At 43.8% G+C, this 20,810-nt stretch carries 17 protein-coding genes and 4 tRNA genes; 19 read left to right on the forward strand and 2 right to left on the reverse strand.

Translation table 11 applies throughout. The features are described from left to right. Positions 1–274 precede the first annotated feature (274 nt). The 8 genes from rpsF (at position 275) to dnaB (ending at position 9,186) form a co-directional block, all read left to right on the forward strand. Complete coding sequence (gene rpsF / locus AAEO50_RS19565) at positions 275–562, forward strand: 30S ribosomal protein S6 (protein WP_341986041.1); 288 nt, start codon at positions 275–277, stop codon at positions 560–562. Positions 563–636: 74 nt separating this feature from the next. Continuing rightward, on the forward strand, positions 637–1,152 hold the full coding sequence (ssb, locus tag AAEO50_RS19570; RefSeq protein WP_172252027.1) for a single-stranded DNA-binding protein: 516 nt from the start codon (positions 637–639) through the stop codon (positions 1,150–1,152). 41 nt (positions 1,153–1,193) lie between these two features. After that, a complete protein-coding gene (gene rpsR / locus AAEO50_RS19575; protein ID WP_034764780.1) occupies positions 1,194–1,430 on the forward strand; it encodes a 30S ribosomal protein S18 in 237 nt (78 codons plus the stop codon). Between the two features lie 405 nt (positions 1,431–1,835). Next, positions 1,836–3,911 (forward strand): methyl-accepting chemotaxis protein, encoded by a 2,076-nt coding sequence (locus AAEO50_RS19580; RefSeq protein ID WP_341986043.1) that lies wholly within the window; start codon positions 1,836–1,838, stop codon positions 3,909–3,911. Positions 3,912–4,139: 228 nt separating this feature from the next. Further along, a complete protein-coding gene (locus AAEO50_RS19585) occupies positions 4,140–5,063 on the forward strand; it encodes a YybS family protein (protein WP_341986044.1) in 924 nt (307 codons plus the stop codon). 32 nt (positions 5,064–5,095) lie between these two features. Next, positions 5,096–7,069, forward strand: coding sequence for a DHH family phosphoesterase (locus AAEO50_RS19590; RefSeq protein WP_341986045.1), 1,974 nt, complete (start codon positions 5,096–5,098; stop codon positions 7,067–7,069). Next, positions 7,066–7,512, forward strand: coding sequence for a 50S ribosomal protein L9 (gene rplI, locus AAEO50_RS19595; protein ID WP_341986046.1), 447 nt, complete (start codon positions 7,066–7,068; stop codon positions 7,510–7,512). Before AAEO50_RS19590 ends, rplI begins: the two co-directional genes overlap by 4 nt. Positions 7,513–7,821: 309 nt before the next feature. Continuing rightward, complete coding sequence (gene dnaB / locus AAEO50_RS19600; protein WP_341986047.1) at positions 7,822–9,186, forward strand: replicative DNA helicase; 1,365 nt, start codon at positions 7,822–7,824, stop codon at positions 9,184–9,186. A gap of 365 nt (positions 9,187–9,551) precedes the next feature. On the opposite strand, the gene AAEO50_RS19605 is transcribed toward dnaB, so the two are convergent. After that, on the reverse strand, positions 9,552–11,276 hold the full coding sequence (locus tag AAEO50_RS19605; protein ID WP_341986048.1) for an ABC transporter ATP-binding protein: 1,725 nt from the start codon (positions 11,274–11,276) through the stop codon (positions 9,552–9,554). A gap of 284 nt (positions 11,277–11,560) precedes the next feature. On the opposite strand from AAEO50_RS19605, the gene AAEO50_RS19610 reads away from it, so the two are divergent. Next, complete coding sequence (locus AAEO50_RS19610; protein ID WP_341986049.1) at positions 11,561–12,853, forward strand: adenylosuccinate synthase; 1,293 nt, start codon at positions 11,561–11,563, stop codon at positions 12,851–12,853. Between the two features lie 51 nt (positions 12,854–12,904). Here the strand turns inward: AAEO50_RS19610 and AAEO50_RS19615 are convergent, their stop codons facing one another. Next, on the reverse strand, positions 12,905–14,002 hold the full coding sequence (locus AAEO50_RS19615; RefSeq protein WP_341986050.1) for a potassium channel protein: 1,098 nt from the start codon (positions 14,000–14,002) through the stop codon (positions 12,905–12,907). A gap of 111 nt (positions 14,003–14,113) precedes the next feature. Between AAEO50_RS19615 and AAEO50_RS19620 the strand changes: the two genes are divergently transcribed. From AAEO50_RS19620 to AAEO50_RS19665, 10 genes are all read left to right on the forward strand, one after another. Next, complete coding sequence (locus AAEO50_RS19620) at positions 14,114–14,578, forward strand: hypothetical protein (RefSeq protein ID WP_341986051.1); 465 nt, start codon at positions 14,114–14,116, stop codon at positions 14,576–14,578. Continuing rightward, a complete protein-coding gene (locus tag AAEO50_RS19625) occupies positions 14,575–14,883 on the forward strand; it encodes a hypothetical protein (RefSeq protein WP_341986052.1) in 309 nt (102 codons plus the stop codon). Before AAEO50_RS19620 ends, AAEO50_RS19625 begins: the two co-directional genes overlap by 4 nt. A gap of 1 nt (position 14,884) precedes the next feature. Then, the gene (locus tag AAEO50_RS19630; protein WP_341986053.1) at positions 14,885–16,138 is read left to right on the forward strand and encodes a glutathionylspermidine synthase family protein; all 1,254 of its coding nucleotides are present in this window, start codon (positions 14,885–14,887) and stop codon (positions 16,136–16,138) included. Positions 16,139–16,152: 14 nt separating this feature from the next. Then, a complete protein-coding gene (locus tag AAEO50_RS19635; protein WP_341986054.1) occupies positions 16,153–16,566 on the forward strand; it encodes a DUF350 domain-containing protein in 414 nt (137 codons plus the stop codon). A gap of 337 nt (positions 16,567–16,903) precedes the next feature. Further along, positions 16,904–17,869, forward strand: a complete 966-nt coding sequence (locus tag AAEO50_RS19640; protein ID WP_341986055.1) for a nuclease-related domain-containing protein — start codon at positions 16,904–16,906, stop codon at positions 17,867–17,869. A gap of 186 nt (positions 17,870–18,055) precedes the next feature. Then, a tRNA-Lys gene (locus AAEO50_RS19645) sits at positions 18,056–18,131 on the forward strand. 38 nt (positions 18,132–18,169) lie between these two features. Continuing rightward, positions 18,170–18,241 (forward strand) — tRNA-Glu (locus tag AAEO50_RS19650). Positions 18,242–18,386: 145 nt separating this feature from the next. Then, positions 18,387–18,463, forward strand: a tRNA-Asp gene (locus AAEO50_RS19655). Between the two features lie 238 nt (positions 18,464–18,701). Then, positions 18,702–18,774: transfer RNA gene (locus tag AAEO50_RS19660), tRNA-Phe, on the forward strand. Between the two features lie 356 nt (positions 18,775–19,130). Further along, complete coding sequence (locus AAEO50_RS19665) at positions 19,131–20,597, forward strand: M23 family metallopeptidase (protein ID WP_341986056.1); 1,467 nt, start codon at positions 19,131–19,133, stop codon at positions 20,595–20,597. Positions 20,598–20,810: the final 213 nt, after the last annotated feature.

Consider the following 20,810-nt stretch of genomic DNA (forward strand, 5'->3'; position numbering starts at 1 on the left):
GGAAGACGAAGACTCCTGCGGGAGAAGTGGCCAATGTGAGACCCCGCAGGCGAAGCCGAGGAGGCTCACGGGTCACCCGCGGAAAGCGAAGTCTTCCACGGAAATCAACAGCGGTTTTTAAGATGCCATTTTAATAAAATCTATCAGATATCCTACGATATATTGCAATAGTAGAAAAGCTGTGATATAATTCTATTTCGTGAGTAATGAACGCATTGCTCCTTGTCCTTTCAAAACGAAAGGACCGCATAGTCCACGAGGAGGTGACATTCAGATGAGAAAGTACGAAGTTATGTACATTGTCCGCCCAAACATTGACGATGAGTCAAAGAAATCAGTAGTTGAGCGTTTCGATAACGTTCTAACAACTAACGGTGCGGAAATCATCGAGTCAAAAGATTGGGGTAAACGTCGTTTAGCGTATGAAATCAACGATTTCCGTGATGGTTTCTACCAACTAGTGAAGATGAACGCTAACACTGAAGCTGTAAACGAGTTCGATCGTTTAGCTAAGATCAGTGACGACATTATCCGTCATATCGTTGTTAAAGAAGAAGAATAATCCGAACGTTTTAAGATACACTTCTATACCTGTTTCACGTGAAACAGAACACTAGAAGGAAGGGGTTGATTCTGATGATGAACCGAGTTGTATTAGTAGGGCGTTTAACCAAAGACCCTGAATTAAAATATACTCCAAATGGAGTGGCTGTTGCCTCGTTTACTCTTGCTGTGAATCGCAGCTTTACGAATCAATCAGGAGAACGGGAAGCAGATTTTATTAACTGCGTTGTATGGCGTCGCCCTGCAGAGAATGTAGCAAACTTTCTTAAAAAAGGCAGCTTAGCTGGCGTTGACGGTCGTATTCAAACGCGTAATTTCGAAGGACAGGATGGACGCCGCGTGTTCATGACGGAAGTCGTAGCGGAAAGCGTTCAGTTCTTGGAACCGCGCAGTGCGAATCAAGGTGATCGTGGAGGAAGTCCGGGCTATTCGGGTGGAGGTCAGCGTGACCAAGGAAATCCTTATAGTCAGAATCAGAATCAACAGCGCAACAACAATAATAACAACAACTATACACGTGTAGATGAAGATCCATTTGCAAATGACGGTCAGCCGATCGACATTTCTGATGATGATCTGCCATTCTAAACGAACGATAACGAATTTAAACAAGATAGGAGGCGAAACAAATGGCAGGAGGACGTAGAGGTGGACGTAGACGCCGTAAGGTATGCTACTTCACAGCAAACGGAATTACACATATCGATTTCAAAGATGTTGATCTTCTTAAGAAATTCGTATCTGAGCGTGGAAAAATTCTTCCACGTCGTGTAACTGGAACAAACGCTAAGTACCAACGTAAGTTGACTCGTGCGATCAAGCGCGCTCGTACTATGGCATTACTTCCATACGTTACTGGTGAATAACTGAACGGTAAAAACAGCAGGGACTTTGTCTCTGCTGTTTTTTTATGTATAACTGTCATTTTTCCACGTTTGTTTGCCTTTTTCACCCCCTAAACGGGCAATAAATCTTTTGGGAATCATCAATTCCTGTTTATTATGAAAAAAATTATCCCTTCATGGTCTTAAAAAAGATATATTATCAAAACAGCCATTTTATTATCAAAAATGAAGATATATTATCAATGACGCCTTATATATTATCAAAAATCCAATATTATTATCAAAATGACTTTCCACCCTTCATCCTAATCTTCCATTTATGTTAAAACGACCGAAATCCCCCAATCCTATTAAATTCTGACGAAACGTGTCGATAAATTAGTGGAGAATAGGTTTTAGTCGTCCAAGGCACAAGGGGGAAAAGAAGTGAAAAAAGAGAAACAAAAAAAGAAAAGTCAAAAAAACAATGATAATAAAAAGTCTCTTAAGCTATCATCCATAAGAGCAAAGCTGATCGTGGTTTTCTCCGTATTATTTGTAGCTTCTCTAATCGCAATCATTGCCATTACGAGCTGGCAGACAAGGGTGAAGACCGAGGACCAGGTGATCGGTCAGACAAAGGGAGTCGTGAAGGAACTTAATAGTTCCGTGCAGCTTTTTCTTGAACAGTATGAGAAAAGCCTGAACCAATATTCTGTTTCCAATGTATTGAAGAACTATTCCAAAGCCCAGCTTGATCCTGATACAGATGCAGCCCAGGATACGGAGTTGTATGCGGATATTCAATCTGATTTTAATAATTATCTCGGCTTATATCAGGAGGCAACGTCGATTTATATCGCGTCTCCGGATAAACAGCTTAAAATTGTACCTGCTGTTGAATTGCCTGCTGATTTTGACCCGACAAGCCGTGAATGGTATAAAGAAGCGGTGAAAGCGAAAGCAGGTGTTGTGTGGAGCGAGCCATATATCGATACAGCGACGGAAGAGTATATCATTACAGCTTCCAAAGCGGTCGTTTCTGACAATAAGATCATTGGGGTTGTCGGAGTCGATGTAAATCTGACAAAATTAACGGACCGAGTATCGGATATGGAGCTCGGGTATGAAGGCTATCCGTTCCTATTTGGATTGGATGGGACCGCGATTGTGCACCCGACTAAACGGGGAGAGAATATGACCGATCAATCCTTCATCAAACAAATGCTGGAATCCGGGGAAAAGCAGGGCACCATTCACTATGAGTTAGACGGTGAGAAGAAGGTACTCGTGTATAATACGGTTCCGAAGACGAATTGGAAAGTCGGATCTGCATATGAGATGGATGCCCTCTTGAAATCATCAAAGGAAATTGAACAGCTGCTGATCCTGACGGGCATGGTGACGCTTGTTGTCATGCTTGTGATGGTTGTGTTCGTTTCCGATAAGATGACCAAGCCGATCAAAGAGCTTCAAAAGACGGTAACTGAGGTGGCAACCGGAGACCTTTCCATTCAGTCAACGATAAAGTCGAAGGATGAAACGGGGCTGCTTGCCACTGATCTAAACAAGATGATCGCCAGCATGAGAGAGACGATCAGGGTCGTCCAAGATTCTGTGGGGAACGTGCGTCAATCCGCTGAAAACTTAAGTGCAGTGTCAGAAGAAACAAATGCTTCAAGCGAGGAAATGGCGACGGTGGTCAATGAAATTGCACATGGGGCCTCTCAGTCAGCAGCCGATTCGGAAAGTGCTCAACAAAAGTCCGAAATGCTCGGGACCCGGATCAATGAAGTATATGACAACTCGAAAGCAATGGCTGAAATGGCAGGAGAAGCAGATGAGATGAATCAGACCGGACTGCATCAAGTGAAGGAGCTGGTTAATGCCTATCACTCTTCCAACGAGTATATCTCTTCAATGGAAAAGGTGATCATGAGCCTTGAGTCCAAAGTGAAAACGATCGAGTCTGTCATGGAGACCATCACGGATATTTCATCTCAAACCAATCTCCTTGCGCTGAATGCAAGCATTGAAGCGGCAAGAGCAGGCGAGCACGGAAAAGGGTTCGCCGTCGTAGCGGACGAAGTCAGGAAACTTGCCGATCAGTCCGTACAGGCTACAGAGCAAGTGAAGAGCACGATAAACGAAATCCAGCTAGGATCGAATCAGGCTGTTGATGAAATGGCTAAGACAAAAGAAACCTTTGTAGTTCAATACGGGGTCATCCAAAAGACTAACGATGTATTCAATCAAACGTCTGCTCTGATGAAGACGATGCAGAATGAAATAGAACAAATGTATAAACAAGTGGGCCAAATCAATCTTGATAAAGATGAAGTGGTCAACGTCATTCAATTGATGGCGGCAACAGCTGAACAAACAGCCGCTTCATGTGAAGAAATGAATGCTTCTTCCGACGAACAATTAAGGGCGATTCACTCCGTCACGGAAGCAGCAGAAGTTCTCACGGACCTGAGTCAGGAACTTCAGGATTCGATTCAGCGGTTTAAAATTAAATAATCAATCCAGGAAGATGCCATCTGCATCATCCTTCTGTGAACCCGTAACGAATACTCTTGTGTAAAGGGAGTATATACTAAGGACATAGAAGGATGGCGTGCAGGGGCATCTTTTTTACGATCTCTGTTGAAAATGAACGAGCCGTTAAGATGAAATTCATCGTAAAAATTGATATGATTATTCTGTTATAGTTGTTTCGCCTGAAATCAATGTTGGGAGAGTTAGCTGTTGAAAAATACTCGTGTTATTACGCAAGGGGCGTTAATGCTCGCCATCTTCACTGTTTTATTACTTATGGTGCTGTACGTTCCTTTCCTCGGAACGCTGGCATTTTTCATTTTGCCGTTGCCGCTGATTTTTTTCAGTGCAAGCCATTCGTTCGGGAATTCCCTGTATGTCCTCCTTGGAGCAATGCTGCTCAGCTTTTTAGTTGGCGGGCCTATTGCACTGCCGCTTGGTCTGGCATTTGGATCATTGGCTATCGTGATGGGCTGGGGAATCAGGAATAAATGGGATAAACTAAGAATATTCATGTCATCCACTTTCATTTTATTGATAAATATCGTCATAGGTTTTGTTTTATCAATCGCTTTTTTCAATATTAATATCGTGGAAGACAGTTTGAAAGAATCTAAAACTACATATTATTCATTGCTCGAGCAGGTGGGACAGGAACCCGACCAAAGATTCATCGAGAGTCTTAACAGTTCCATCCAATTGATCCAGACGCTGATGCCGGCATTTTTCCTTGGAATGTCCGCCATCTTCGCCCTGCTTTTCATCTGGGTAAACTTCCCGGTCTTAAAAAGATTAGGCATCGATGTTCCTGTTTTCAAACCGTTCAGGGAATGGATGCTTCCTAAAAGCATTTTGTGGTACTACCTGATTGTTTTAGTTGTTTTGATGATTGCACAACCCGAGCAGGGGACCTATTTGTATACGGCGGTTATGAATGTGCTTTATGTCCTGCAGACGTTAATGGCTGTTCAAGGCTTGTCATTCCTTTATTTTCTGGGCCATTTAAAGGGGTGGTCGAAGGGCATTTTGGTATTAATTACAATCATTTCGATTCCCCTCCTTTATCTCGTGAGAATTTTAGGTATAATTGACTTAGGATTTAATCTTAGACAACGCCTACAACGTAAGTCATAGATAATATAATTTAAGTTCCAGGAGCTGAAATCATGCCATCTTATTTTAATAAGCGAATGATCCGGTACCCTTTGTACGGTCTAGCTATATTAACAGCTCTCTTGTTAGTATCAGTCGCTTTTTACAAATGGATTATTTCGTTAATCGGGTTGATTGTCTTTGGAAGCGCGTTTTTTCTCGCCTTTTATTTCGAGAAAAGATCTCATGAAGAAACAGAAGAGTATATCTCCACCTTATCCTACCGGGTAAAGCGTGTCGGGGAAGAGGCATTGATGGAAATGCCGATCGGAATCATGCTCATTAATGATGAGTACTACATAGAATGGACAAACCCTTTCCTTGCGTCCTGCTTCAATGAGGATACCGTCGTGGGGAGATCGCTCTATGACGTGGCAGAAAATATTGTCCCGCTGATCAAGCAGGAAGCAGACTCAGAAATCATTACGCTTAATGAAAGAAAGTACCATGTCATATTGAAGTTGAAAGAAAAGCTTCTGTACTTTTTTGATGTGACTGAACAGAAGGAGATCGAGAAGCAATTTCATGAAGAACGGACGAATATTGCGATCATCTTCCTTGATAACTATGATGAATTGACGCAGGGAATGGATGACCAGACACGCAGCAGTCTGAACAGTCTGGTGACCTCCATCCTGAATAAGTGGGCAAAAGAGTACGGCGCCTTCTTAAAGAGGGTTTCTTCTGAACGTTTTGTTGCGGTCATCAATGAAAAGATCCTTCAGGTTCTGGAAAAAGAAAAATTTGGAATACTGGATGATGTCCGCGAAACGACATCGAAACAAAACGTCCCCCTTACCTTGAGCATAGGCGTCGGGACGGGTGTTTCATCCCTTCCTGAACTTGGGACGCTTGCCCAGTCAAGCCTGGATCTAGCTCTTGGCCGCGGCGGTGATCAGGTCGCCATCAAGCAGACGAATGGAAAAGTAAAATTCTACGGCGGAAAAACGAATCCGATGGAAAAACGGACCCGGGTACGTGCGCGCGTCATATCACATGCGCTCCGGGAAACGATGATCGAAAGCGACAAAGTCATCATCATGGGGCACAGGCATCCTGACATGGATGCGATCGGAGCGGCGATCGGTATCCGGAAGGTCGCCCAGATGAACCAGCGTGAAGGCTATGTAGTGTTGAACTTCAATGAAATAGACAATGGTGTCAAACGTTTGATGAAAGAGATTAAGCACAATTCGGATCTTTATTCCCGCTTCATCACACCGGAAGAAGCATTGGAAATGGCAACGGAAGATACACTGCTTGTGGTCGTGGATACCCATAAGCCGTCCCTTGTCATCGAAGAAAAGCTATTGAATAAAATCGATAAAGTCGTCGTCATCGATCATCACAGACGGGGGGAAGACTTCATCAAGAATCCGCTGCTTGTCTATATGGAGCCATATGCTTCATCGACTGCAGAACTTGTGACAGAACTCTTGGAATATCAGCCTAAGCATGAAAAGATCTCCATGCTTGAAGCCACTTCCCTTCTTGCCGGCATCATCGTCGACACGAAGAGCTTTACGCTTCGCACCGGTTCGAGAACATTTGATGCTGCCTCCTATTTAAGAGCGCAGGGGGCAGATACGGTCCTCGTACAGAAGTTCCTTAAAGAAAATGTAGAGACCTATATCAAACGCGCCCGTCTTATTGAATCGGTCGAATTTTATCAAAAAGGCGTGGCGATTGCGAAAGCGGATGAGGATGTCATCTATGACTCCGTACTGATCGCGCAGGCGGCAGACACACTCTTGACGATGGATGAGGTCGTCGCTTCCTTTGTCATTTCAAAAAGGGAACCCGACACCATCGGGATCAGTGCCCGTTCATTGGGTGATGTGAACGTCCAAATCATCATGGAAAGCTTAATGGGCGGCGGACATCTGACGAATGCTGCCACTCAAATAAAAGATATTTCTGTTGGGGAAGCGGAACAACAGTTAAAAGAAGCACTGAATGATTATTTCGAAGGGAGAAAAGAGACATGAAGGTAATTTTCTTAAAAGATGTTAAAGGCAAAGGTAAAAAAGGCGAAGTGAAAAATGTTGCGGACGGTTACGCACATAACTTTTTACTTAAAAAAGGTCTGGCTGTAGAAGCGACAAACGCCAATATCGGCCAGCTTGAAGGTCAGAAGAAAAAAGAAAAGCAGCTGGCACAGGAAGAGCTTGAAGAAGCAAAGAAATTACAAGCCACACTGGAAGAGCTGACTGTGGAAATGAAAGCGAAATCCGGTGAAGGCGGACGTCTATTCGGTTCCATTACAAGCAAGCAAATCGCAGATGAGTTAAAGAAAGAACACAAGATCAAAGTGGACAAGCGAAAAATCGAAATGAACGACGCAATCCGTTCTTTAGGCTTTACAAATGTACCTGTGAAGCTGCATACAGACGTAACGGCTACATTAAAAGTAAACGTAACGGAAGAATAATTTCTCGCAATATACGAAATTTGGTAACTTCATTTGCCGAAAAACATGATAAAATGAATATAGGTTGATAAAAATGTGATCTGGATTCTTTCCCGATCACATTTTTTCAAGTTGTCCAGCTCCAGCGCCTAGCCCCTCGAGACGTTTCGGACCACCCAATGAAGTCAAAGAACGACTTCACCGGTCGCTCCTCCAACGCTTGTCGGGGCTAAACAAGGCGCTTGCGCTTTTCTTAGCAGGGAAATTCGTGATTGATTTAATAATAGAGTATGTCTTCCAACTGTTTTCCGAAATGGAGGTAATAAATAGATGAATGAGATGTTACAAGAGCGGATCCCCCCTCAGAATATCGAGGCGGAACAAGCCGTGCTTGGGGCTATTTTCTTAGAACCAAGTGCGCTGACGATGGCTTCTGAAGGATTGATACCAGAAGATTTCTATCGTCACTCTCATCAGAAAATATTCAACGTCATGCTGAAACTGGGCGACGCCGGAAAAGCGGTGGACCTCATCACGGTGACAGAAGAACTGGCTGCTGCCAAGGAGCTCGAGGATGTCGGCGGTGTCGCTTATTTAAGTGAACTCGCGGGGTCTGTCCCGACTGCGGCCAATATCGAGTACTACGCCAAAATCGTAGAAGAGAAGTCTTTATTAAGAAGGCTGATCCGTACGGCTACGGACATTGCGTCCGACGGCTATGCCCGTGAAGACGAGGTGGATGCACTCCTCGGCGAAGCGGAAAAAAGCATCATGGAAGTCGCTCAGCGAAAAAATGCCGGTGCGTTCCACAATATCAAGGACGTTCTCGTTCGGACGTATGATAATATCGAGACGCTTACGAATCGTAAGGGTGACGTCACTGGGATTTCAACTGGATTCGCCGATTTGGACCATATGACAGCAGGATTCCAGCGAAATGATTTGATCATCGTCGGAGCCCGTCCATCGATGGGTAAAACCGCCTTCGCCCTGAACATCGCCCAAAACGTAGCGGTCAAAGCGAAGGAAAATGTCGCGATCTTCAGTCTGGAGATGGGTGCTGAGCAGCTTGTCATGCGTATGCTTTGTGCAGAAGGAAACATCAACGCACAAAACCTCCGTACCGGCGAATTGACGGATGAAGACTGGAGAAAGCTCACGATGGCAATGGGAAGCCTCTCCAATGCCGGGATTTACATTGATGATACACCAGGAATCAAAGTCGGGGAGATCCGTTCGAAATGCCGCCGTCTGGCACAGGAACACGGACTCGGCATGATCCTCATCGATTACCTTCAATTGATCCAGGGGAATGGCCGCGGAGGCGAAAATCGCCAGCAGGAGGTTTCTGAAATCTCCCGTTCATTGAAAGGACTTGCCCGTGAACTTGAGGTCCCTGTCATCGCCCTATCACAGCTTTCCCGTGGAGTCGAGCAGCGTCAGGACAAGCGTCCGATGATGTCCGATATCCGTGAATCGGGGAGTATCGAGCAGGATGCCGATATCGTCGCCTTCCTTTATCGTGAAGATTACTATGATCATGATGCCGAAAATAAAAACATCATTGAAATCATCATAGCCAAGCAGCGTAACGGTCCTGTAGGGAATGTATCGCTCGCGTTCGTGAAGGAATATAATAAATTCGTTAATCTGGAGCGGCGGTTCGATGATTCCGGGGTTCCGCCGGGGGCTTAGATCAGCCTCCGGATTGATAGATGTAGATGAAAAAACCAAGCATGTGGTTCATGCTTGGTTTTTTTGCTTGTAAAATGCTTTTTTTGAAAAAATCTTTTGGGTAATTAAAAGGTTCAGGATGCAAAATCGTACAAGTCGCCGGTTTCCATGGCTGTAACCTTTCCTTTTTGTAAGGGGATGGGGGTATTTTAGTTAGTATATTATCAAAATCAGCCACTTTATTATCAAAAATCAAAATATATTATCAAAACGAGCATTATATTATCAAAAATCAAAATATATTATCAAAACCCCTTTTCACCCGTCCGCGTAACACAAAAATCCAGGTACAGTCTCAATCCGCACCTGGATTCCAGCAAACTTATCTATAAAATCGTCGCATGCTGATGAGCATGGAGTTTCGTGAAGATCCCGTCTTCGATCGACAATAGCTCTTCATGCGTCCCGTCCTCTGCAATCCCGTTCTCGGTTACGACGAGGATGCGGTCAGCTTTCCGGATGGTTGCGAGTCTATGCGCAATGACCAGTGTGGTGCGGTCTTTCGCAAGTTCGTTCAGAGCATCCTGGATGATCGCTTCCGTCTCCGTATCGAGGGCGGAAGTGGCTTCGTCGAGTATGAGGATCTGAGGGTTCTTTAAGAACATCCTCGCAATGGACAACCGCTGCTTCTGACCTCCGGATAATTTCAGGCCGCGCTCCCCGATCTGCGTATCATATCCGTCAGATAGTGAAGCGATCAGATCGGTCAGGTGAGCACGCCTCGATGCTTCCTCGATCTCTTCCTGGGTCGCATCCAGTTTTCCATAGGCGATATTTTCTCTAAGCGTCCCGGTGAATAGGAAAACATCCTGCTGCACGATCCCAATCTGGGAACGAAGTGACTCTTTCGTCATATCCCTGATGTCGATGCCGTCGATGGTGATCGAGCCTGACTCGATATCATAGAACCGAGGAATCAACGAGCAGATCGTCGTTTTACCCGCACCTGAGGGGCCGACGAAGGCGACGGTCTGACCTGGTTCAATTTTAAAAGAAAGATCGTTCAGGATCGGCCGGTGTGGCTCGTATCCGAATTGTACACCGTTGAACTCGATATTCCCTCTCAACGTCGATACCTCGATGGCATCCGGACGGTTTTCGATATCCGGTTCTATGTCCATCAGTTCCGTGAATCGTTTAAAGCCGGCCATCCCTTTCGGATAGAGTTCCAGCAGGGCAGAGATCTTATCAATCGGTTTGAACAGCACATTGATATAAAGGATGAAAGCGACCAACTCCCCGTAGGAAAGGGCACCCGAGAAACTCAGCCATGCCCCGTACACGAGGATGATCAGTGTCATCAGGCGTGTCGTGATATAAATGCCCGACAAGTTCACACTCATGACATTGTATGCTTTTAGTTTCGACTTCCGGAAGAACTGGTTGTTTTCATTGAAGCGGTCCATCTCGTATTGTTCATTCGTAAAAGACTGAACGACGCGCGATCCGGAAACACTGTCCTCCACCCGGCTGTTCACGTCGGCGATATTGCCGTACATCTTTGTCCAGGCCTTGTTCATCTTGATATTCGAATAGGAAATCAGCCAGATAAGGAACGGCACGACGATGATGGCGACAAGGGCGAGCTTCACATTGATCGTCAGCATGATCCAGAACGCCCCGATGAACGTCATGACGGCAATGAATAAATCCTCCGGTCCGTGGTGGGCAAGCTCCCCGATATCCATCAGGTCATTCGTCACCCGGCTCATGATATGACCGGTCTTCGTGTTATCAAAGAAACGGAAGGACTGCCTCTGCACGTGATGAAACAACTCCCGCCTCATATCGGTCTCGATATTGATGCCGAGCTTATGTCCCCAGTAGTTCACGACGAACTGCATGCCCGAACTCAGCAGATACAGAGCGAGCAGCCCCGCACTCACCGCCAGGATCGTGCTCCAATTTCCATTAGGCAGCAGTGTATCGATGAACCAGGAAACCGCAAGCGGAAACCCAAGCTCCAGCAGCCCGACAAGCACAGCACAGGCAAAATCTATGTAAAACAGCCGCTTATGAGGACGGTAATAACTGAAGAAACGTTTAATCATGACACTCACCTCTGTATACAATTGTATGAAAATTTCAAATTACATATTTAAACATATCAAAAATAAAAAATTACGGCTATTATTTTTTTAACAGTCAGGCTCTCTGATACGTTAAAGCGCCGAGGGACGGGCCTTTAGCGGGGTAAAGTGAGGTTATTTTTACGAACATAAATATAAATACATATAATATTGTTCGTGTTTTGATTGACTTTCCGCTCTGCGGTTGATAAAATGAGTTTGTTTGAAAAAAGAGGGAATGCTAATTCCTGTCGGAGGTGCTATATATGTCTTCAGTAGTAGTAGTAGGTACGCAATGGGGAGACGAAGGAAAAGGAAAGATCACTGACTTCCTTTCTGAACACGCAGAAGTAATCGCACGTTATCAAGGTGGAAATAACGCGGGTCACACAATCAAATTCGATGGTGAAACGTATAAATTACATTTAATTCCTTCTGGTATTTTTTATAATGAAAAAATCTCGGTCATCGGTAACGGAATGGTTGTCGATCCGAAAGCATTGGTAAAAGAACTTAAATACTTACATGACCGTGACGTCACGACTGAGAACTTGCGAATCAGCAACCGTGCACACGTCATCCTGCCTTATCACTTGAAGCTCGATGAAGTAGAAGAAGAGCGTAAAGGTGCAAACAAGATCGGTACGACGAAAAAAGGGATCGGTCCTGCGTACATGGATAAAGCGGCACGTATCGGAATCCGTATCGCCGACCTTCTGGACCGTTCATCGTTCGAAGAAAAGCTTGCACGCAACCTTGAAGAGAAGAACCGCCTGCTTGAGCGCTTCTATGAAACGGAAGGCTTCAAGATCGAAGACATCCTTGATGAGTACTATGAATACGGCCAGCAAATCAAGAAATACGTAGTCGATACATCTGTCGTATTGAACGATGCCATCGACAACGGACGCCGTGTCCTATTTGAAGGGGCCCAAGGGGTCATGCTTGATATCGACCAGGGTACATACCCATTCGTTACATCCTCGAACCCGGTAGCGGGAGGAGTGACGATCGGCTCCGGTGTCGGACCTACGAAAATCAATCACGTGGTTGGTGTATCAAAAGCATATACGACTCGTGTAGGGGACGGACCTTTCCCAACTGAACTGAACAACGAAATCGGGGATCAAATCCGTGAAGTCGGCCGTGAATACGGTACGACCACTGGACGCGCGCGCCGTGTCGGCTGGTTCGACAGCGTAGTCGTACGCCATGCACGCCGTGTCAGCGGACTTACGGACCTTTCCCTTAACTCGATCGACGTATTGACAGGCATCGAAAAGTTGAAAATTTGTGTAGCATACAAATACAAAGGCGAAATCATGGAAGAGTTCCCGGCAAACCTTAACATCCTGGCTGAATGCGAGCCGGTATACGAAGAGCTTCCAGGCTGGACGGAAGACATCACAGGATGCAAGACGCTGTCTGAACTTCCTGAAAATGCACGCCATTATCTGGAGCGCGTATCTCAATTGACAGGTATCCCGCTTTCCATCTTCTCTGTTGGACCTGACCGTTCTCAAACGAATGTGGTTCGCAGTGTTTGGAGCCCACGATAATATCATAAAAAAGAAGCTGATCTGAAATAAATGGATCAGCTTCTTTTCCTATTATGTGATTGTGGTCGTCAGTTGGTCATAGACACGGTCATGACAGACGACGTAAAGGGTGTCCGCCTGGTGTAATTCACGGTTCATTGCATCGGTGAAATCCATGTTGTCGTTGACTGCCAGCAGCACGGCCCCTGATTGAAGCAGCTCTTCAGAAGCCTGTTTGATCGTTTTCCACTCCGTTTTCGGCTTCAGGAGATGAATATTATTCCCGTATCTCTTACTGAGAAGCTGTCTGAACAGATTCGTGGTTCCAGGATGAATCGTTGCTTTTGCCATCAAGAACGAGACAGAATCATTAGAAAGAATGAAGTCATCGACCGCAATATGTTTGAATTTAGGGATGTGACGATCCTCGGAGACCTCGACGATCGTGTGAATTTCCTTATCATTTTCTTTGGATAATCCCTCGACTGCTGAGGCGATCAGCAATGTCTTTCCGTCTATGAGAGAGGGGTCCTCTATCCGTGCATCAGAGAAAATAGCCACTCTTCTTGCTTCAAGAATGTTCCCGCGCAATAAGATTTCTTCATCCGAAGGGTCACCCTGGATGAAATGAACCTGATCATGATCAATCGGTGACTCGCTTAGTGTATCGATCAAGACGATTTCCGCCTTGGGTGAATGAGCCAGCACTTCAGAGATTGCTTTTTCTGTCTTTTTCGACCAGTTTATATAGATATAATGATTTTCCATAGTAGATTCAAGCTTCCCTTCTCGCTTGTATTTTTGAAAAGTGGTGATCGCATCCACCGTTTTACTGATCAGCACCCCGATGATGCCGATCCCGAAAATAAAGAGGAAGATCCCAAGCAGGCGTCCGCCAACTGTGACGGGATAATAATCTCCATATCCGACCGTCGTCAACGTGGTCATCGTCCACCAGAAACCATCAAACAATGATGGAAATCCATCTGGTTCTAAAAAATAAATGCCGAACGTACCCAATAATATAATGAAAGTGGATAACAATAAGATAAACCCGAAATCCATTTTGGATACTTGTTTCCAAAGTCTCATAAAAATGGCCATACAACCGCTCCTTATATAAAAATCATAGTATAATAATACCAATAACCGAGCTGGAAATGAAACCATTCCTTTTATGAATCGTATACATAAGAGTGTTCGTTCGTAGAGCAAAGGAATAAATGTAATCCGCTGATTATGTATGAAAAGACAAAACACCGCTCAGGGAGGAGAGTAAGAATGACCAGACCCCTATTGGAATACCGCCTGCTTAAAGGCATGAATGGGTTCGAACCGATTTTTCATTATACGGATATTGAACTTGAGCAGATCCTTGCCCGTAGAGAATGCGAGTTTTTTGTAAAAGGAGGCGTCACCTACAGACAGCTTTCCTCTGCTAAGGAAGGGAATCTCTTTCTAATTTATGTAGAAATATTTGAAGAAGAGCCTGTCACGGACCCGTTGTTTCCGCCGCAAGGATTGAAGCTTGAAATCCGTGAACTGAATCCGAGGAAGAATCACCCGATAGTAAAACAGGAAACATATGAAGATCATCTTGATATACTAAGTGTCATCGGATCTGTATATATCTATATTGATCAGGCAGAGTATGAACGGGACTCTGCGGAAATTGATGAGGATCGATCCGTTTATATCTTATATGTCAAAGCAACAGGCGAAATGCTGGAGGAGGAAGCACAATGAACAAAACGAAAAAAATGATGGCAGGAGTCGTCGCGTCCGTCATGGCCATTTCCGTCACGGGCTGCGGAAATCAGGATCTCCCGCCGGAACCTACGGACACCGACTGCGATGACTGGGACTGGGACGAAGAAAGCGGCACTTACTACTGCGACGACAGCCGGTCCTCCCACTTCGGATATTTCTGGTTTGCCGGCAGGATGTTTAAAAATAAATCCAGCCTGCGAAATTATTCAGGCTACAAATCCTATTCGAAGTCCTATAAATCAGGCATAGGGAGCGGATCTAAAGGAGGATTCGGAGGGTAATATGGATACTTTCCATCGTGAACAGAGAATCGGCTTTTATGAGGGGATATCAGATTTCTGGCACGACCTCTTCGGAATGGAATATGCTCTTTTGGATGTGAAAAAAGAATCGCCTGATGCGGTGGATGCGATTCGTGATGCGTCCCAAAAAGTCTATAAAGTGTACCGGAAAACGGTTGATCTTCTCCGTGAGCTCAGTGACGAATCGCTGCTGGAGTTAGGGTTTCCTGAGGAATCTCTTTCCTACATACGATTCAAATCGATTCCACAGGAATGTATCGTCGGGAGGTTCGATTTTGTTGTTCTGGACGATGGTCAAGTGAAATTACTGGAGTTCAATAGCGATACGCCTACATTTATTAAGGAGCTCTTTCATGTGAATGGGAAAGTGTGTGATTACTATTCTTGTGACGATCCAAATGCGGGTCTTGAAGAGCAGCTCGGCCTTGAGGTCCGGCGTGCACTGCTTGCTTCTTGGCAGACATTGGAGCGGGACGGCTCACCGAAGATCGTTTTTTCATCGCACAGTGATCATGAAGAGGATTATTTGACGACGCGGTACCTCCAGTCATTGGCAGATGTTCCTTCTGAATTTGTCAGTTTGGATCAATTGCAGATCAGGAGCGGCCGGGAAGCGGGTGTTTATACTCCTTCAGGGGAGCGGATCGATGTATTGTACCGTCCGACTTATCCGGTAGAGCATCTGGTGGATGACGTCGATCCTGAAACAGGTGATAAAGTGGGACTGGATTTGATTAAGCTTGTGCTGGATCGGAAGCTCGCTGTGTTGAACCCGCCTTCTGCTTTTTTGATGCAGTCAAAAGGGGTGCAGGCCTTGATATGGGGGCTTCATGAGTCGGGTAGCGAGTTTTATACGGAAGAAGAGCATGAATGGATTTCTTCGTTTTTCTTACCGACCTACTTGGATCCGGATGCGTTTGAGGAAAGCGGCGTGACCTACGTGCAAAAACCCGCTTTCGGACGCGAGGGGGATACGGTTAAAATCATTGAAGCCTCAGGTAAGGTTGTACTGCAGGACCGGAAAGAGACATATAAAGAATCATTGCCTGTTTATCAGAAGTATATTGAACTGCCTCGGTATGGCATCCGTACAGATGAAGGTGTTGTGCAGGCAAGCCTGATGGCCGGCAGTTTCGTCATAAACGGTTTGGCAGGTGCTGTCGGTTATCGTGCCGGCAATGCCATTACCGATAACGAATCATACTTCCTTCCGATCGGTTTCGGGGAAGATTAAAAGGAGAGAAATCAATGCAAATCATTACAAGTGAAGCACTTATCAGTTTTCTTGCACATGTAGGCACCGGATTGGGACTCATGATCCTCGGTGTCATCGTATTCGCCTTTACCACTAAATTTTCAGAAGCCACACTCATCCGCGAAGGCAATGTGGCCGTCGCGTTGAAGCTGTGGGGCAAAGCAATCGGGCTCGCAATCGTCATCTACACTGTCTGGGCGAACAGCGTTAATCTATTCGATGCCTTCGTATGGGGATTGATCGGTATCGCCACCCAGGTCATCGCGTACTGGATCATCGAATACGTACTGACTCCTAAGACGAATCTCGCGAAGAAAGTAGAAGAAGGCAACGTTGCGATCGGGTTCAGCTTATTTTCCGTATCGATCGTGGTTGGGCTGATTGTGGCGGCTAGTTTGACTTATTAGGGTGTTTGTATGTGGATAGAGGCTGCAGCTTGGCTCCGGGGTTTTGGGGGCTGGGCTGTGGTTTTTTGATTGGGAACTTTTTGGTGACGATAGATAAGGGAATAGGTATTAAAACGACAAATTTTTAGGTTTTGATAATATATTTCTATTTTTGATAATAAAAGTGTCGTTTTTGATAATTTATCTAGATTTTTGATAATATGTTGGCTGTTTATGATAATAAAATAATTCCGGAACCCGTAATACCCCCCATACCAAACCTAATTCCTGTCAAAAGAAGGATTTTCCGCTTTCCATATTGAATAACTACTAAACAAAACTAGATTGGAGTGATGAAATGATCGTAAAATCAAAACAAACACCCCCTCTTATCCTAAAGTTACAAGCACTTTCCTCCAGAATTCTTCCCCATCACATCAAACATTCATTTATCAAGGACGATTTAGCAAGGTATCTTGCAGGATTCAAAGGTGAAAAATCAATTGAATACTATCTGAGTTTTCTCCCAGACGAAGAATACTACATTTTTCATGATATTCGATTATTTGATGGTGAACATTTTTTTCAATTGGATGCTCTTATTTTAACGAAAAGACTATTCTGTATTTTAGAAATAAAAAATTTGGCCGGAATTATTGAATTTGATAAGGATTTTAATCAAATTATACAAATAAAAAATGGCCAGGAAAAGGCTTATCCAGATCCAACCACTCAACTGCAGCGGCAAAAAAGCCAACTGAACACATGGCTGAAACGCAATAATCTTCCGCAGCTCCCCATGCAAGGCTTCGTTGTATTCAGTAATCCTCAAACCGTCATTAAATCAAATGATAAATTCACAAAAAATATAGTAATTAAAAATCACACCCTGTCTTCAAAAATTTCAGATCTTCAAGATCTTCAAGAGCATCAGAAAACGGATATACTGACTCAAAAAGATATTAAAAGGATCATCCGAATAGTCATGAAGTTAGATACGCCTTTAGATAATTCAATAATAGAACAGTATCAGCTCTCCAGAGGCGATATAGTAAAGGGAGTATTTTGTGAAGTTTGCAAGCATATTCCCCTCCAGAGAATTCATGGTTACTGGTATTGCAGCCATTGCACTATTAAATCTAAAGATGCCCATTTAGCAGCCTTAAAAGACTATCAATTACTCTTTGGGGAATTGATAACCAGTAACCAACTAAAAGAATTTTTACAAATTAACTGTTCATCACTGGCAACCCGAATTCTCAAGTCAGTTTCTTCTTCTATGGAAGGTGAGAAAAAGGGAAGGGTATACACTCTCACGAAATGATCATAACAAAGCCATCAGTTCATAAAGAATTGATGGCTTATTACGCTTAAAAGTTTCTTTTATTCCCCAGAAAATAATTTTCAACAAAATTCTACAAAAAACTATTGCCCCCTCCCCACATACGTGATAATATTAATTTCGTTGTCACGAAAGACGTCGCGAAACTTTCGTGTTGATATATATTGTGAGCCATTAGCTCAGTTGGTAGAGCATCTGACTTTTAATCAGAGGGTCGAAGGTTCGAGTCCTTCATGGCTCACCAAAGATTTTTGCGGAAGCAAAAGATCTATCATCATGCATGGCCCATTGGTCAAGCGGTTAAGACACCGCCCTTTCACGGCGGTAACACGGGTTCGAATCCCGTATGGGTCATATCTTCTTTTATTAGAATGATAGTTTGGTAGTTTGTTAATTTGCTAAGGTAAACGAGCGCAATTATTTCGCTGAATTTAATTAAATGATAGCTATTTTGATGGCGCAAGTTAATGACAGTTATTTTGCTAAAGCAAAAAACTTTGGTCCGGTAGTTCAGTTGGTTAGAATGCCTGCCTGTCACGCAGGAGGTCGCGGGTTCGAGTCCCGTCCGGACCGCCATTTTATTTTTATATAATGAATCACCATTCACCTCGGAGTCTCCTGACTCGTTTCGGATGATCTTGATTCTATGTAGAAATTACATATATAAGCTCAGTAGCTCAGTTGGTAGAGCACGGTGAATAACCTTCACCCGAGTAATCATCAGCGTACAGCTCGAGCAGCAACTTGAATATTCCTCCTGAGAGCTGGACGATGGACAATCGGATTCTCAGATTAGGAACGAATAATTTAATACGGCTCAGTAGCTCAGTTGGTAGAGCAATGGACTGAAAATCCATGTGTCGGCGGTTCGATTCCGTCCTGAGCCATCTTACAAAAAGTACTGCGATGACTTTGACTCTCGTAGTACTTTTTTATTATGCGTTTGTAACATGTATGTAATAATAAAACAACAAAATCCCACTTTTTTCTTCGATAAGAATTTTTCTCCTCTGTGTCCTTCTCCCTAGATATATTAAGGGTTTGCGTGTAAAAATCATCATTATGACTCATTGAATATTCGATTAATTATACAGTTTCATTACAATCTTGATACTTTTCCCCGTATTTAGTCGAATTATGGTAAATTGGTAAAGTACAAATTTACAAGAATATCTACTAAAATTAGGCATAATGAACGACCAACACAGTGATTTTTGCTTTTTAGTTTACAGGGGGCAAGATAATGAAGTTTGGAGAACGCTTATTACCAAATTTAGAAGAATATAAGAGCCGCACTTCTCAATTCATGAAGAAGGTTGCGGTCACGACACTTGCACTTTCAACACTTACATTTTCATCTGTTTCAGCGGATGATTCATCAGATAAAGAACTGCAGACCATCTATCATGTTTATATAAACAGTCATTATGTAGGGGCTGTTACGAATCAGGATAATGTTAAGAACATCCTTGAAGATAAACTTGAGGATGCTCAAGAAGAGTATAAAGATTATCAAGTGACATGGAATAATGACATCACATACATACCTGAGAATGTTTTTACTGCAAAAACAAATAACCAGGAAGTATTGAATAATATCACTAAGTCGATGGCTGTCGAAGCGAATGCCTTCGCTTTGGTTGTCGATGATAAGCCGGTTGCTTATGTAAAAGATAAAAAAGCGGCTGATGAAGCTTTGAAAAAGATCAAATTAAAATACGTCTCTGAAGACGAATTAAAAGAATTAGAAGCACGTAAAAAGGACTCTACTTCTTCCCTACCCGCTTTAAAGGAAAATGAAACACGTTTATTGGAAGTTTCTTTTAAAGAAAATGTAGAAGCGGAGAAAGCTTCTGTAGCTCCGAAAGAAATTCTTACTTCAGACGAGGCTGTCGATCTTCTTCTTAAAGGAAGTCTTGAAGAGAAGAAGTATAAAGTAGAAGAAGGCGATGTTATTGGTTCAATCGCTGAGAAGCATAAATTGACAACTGCTGAGCTTTTAAAATTAAATCCTGAACTGGATGAGAAGGGTGCTTTGAAAATCGGTTCAGAACTGAATGTGACTGTAAGTAAGCCATTTGTTCATACGGTGGTTAAAAAAGAAGTAAATAAAATCGAAAAAATCGCTCATGATAAACAAGTGATTAAAGATTCCACGATGAATAAAGGCGATACGAAAGTGAAGCAAGAAGGAAAAGACGGTGAGAAATCAGTTACCTTCACATCAACAGAAGTAAACGGATCTCAAACCGAGAAAAATATCAAAGAAGAAAAAGATTTGAAAGAACCTGTGAAATATATCGTTCTTAAAGGGACAAAAGAAACACCTTCACGCGGCTCAGGAAAATTTGCATGGCCGACAAATGGCGGATACATTTCTTCCAAGCAGGGACCTCGCTGGGGGAAAACGCATAAAGGGATCGATATTGCCCGTCCAGATGACAAAACGATTAAATCCGTTGACAACGGGGTTGTCGTATCTGCAGGCTGGGACGATGGCGGTTACGGAAACAAGGTTGTAATCGATCACCAAAATGGCTACAAAACCATTTACGCACACTTGGATTCGATTTCCGTATCAGCCGGTCAGACGGTTGGCAGAGGGGAAAAAATCGGAATCATGGGAACAACCGGACAATCCACCGGCGTTCACTTACACATCGAAGTATATAAGAATGGATCTCTTATCAATCCATTAGATGTACTATAATAAATAAAGAAGATACAATACGGGACTGACAACAACCACCAGCTGTCAGTCCCCTTTGTTGTATTTGTGCTTCTTTAGCTGTTCTATTTAAAAGCTTATTGTTATTTTTACTGGTTCTAGCTGTTGATTGGAGTGCAAGACGAAGACTCCTGCGGGAAAAGCGAGACAGGTGAGACTTGTCCAGCTCTGGCGGCTAGCCCCTCGAGGTCATAA

Origin of the sequence: Rossellomorea oryzaecorticis (assembly GCF_038405515.1) — a bacterium.
Taxonomy (GTDB): Bacteria; Bacillota; Bacilli; order Bacillales; family Bacillaceae_B; genus Rossellomorea; species Rossellomorea oryzaecorticis_A.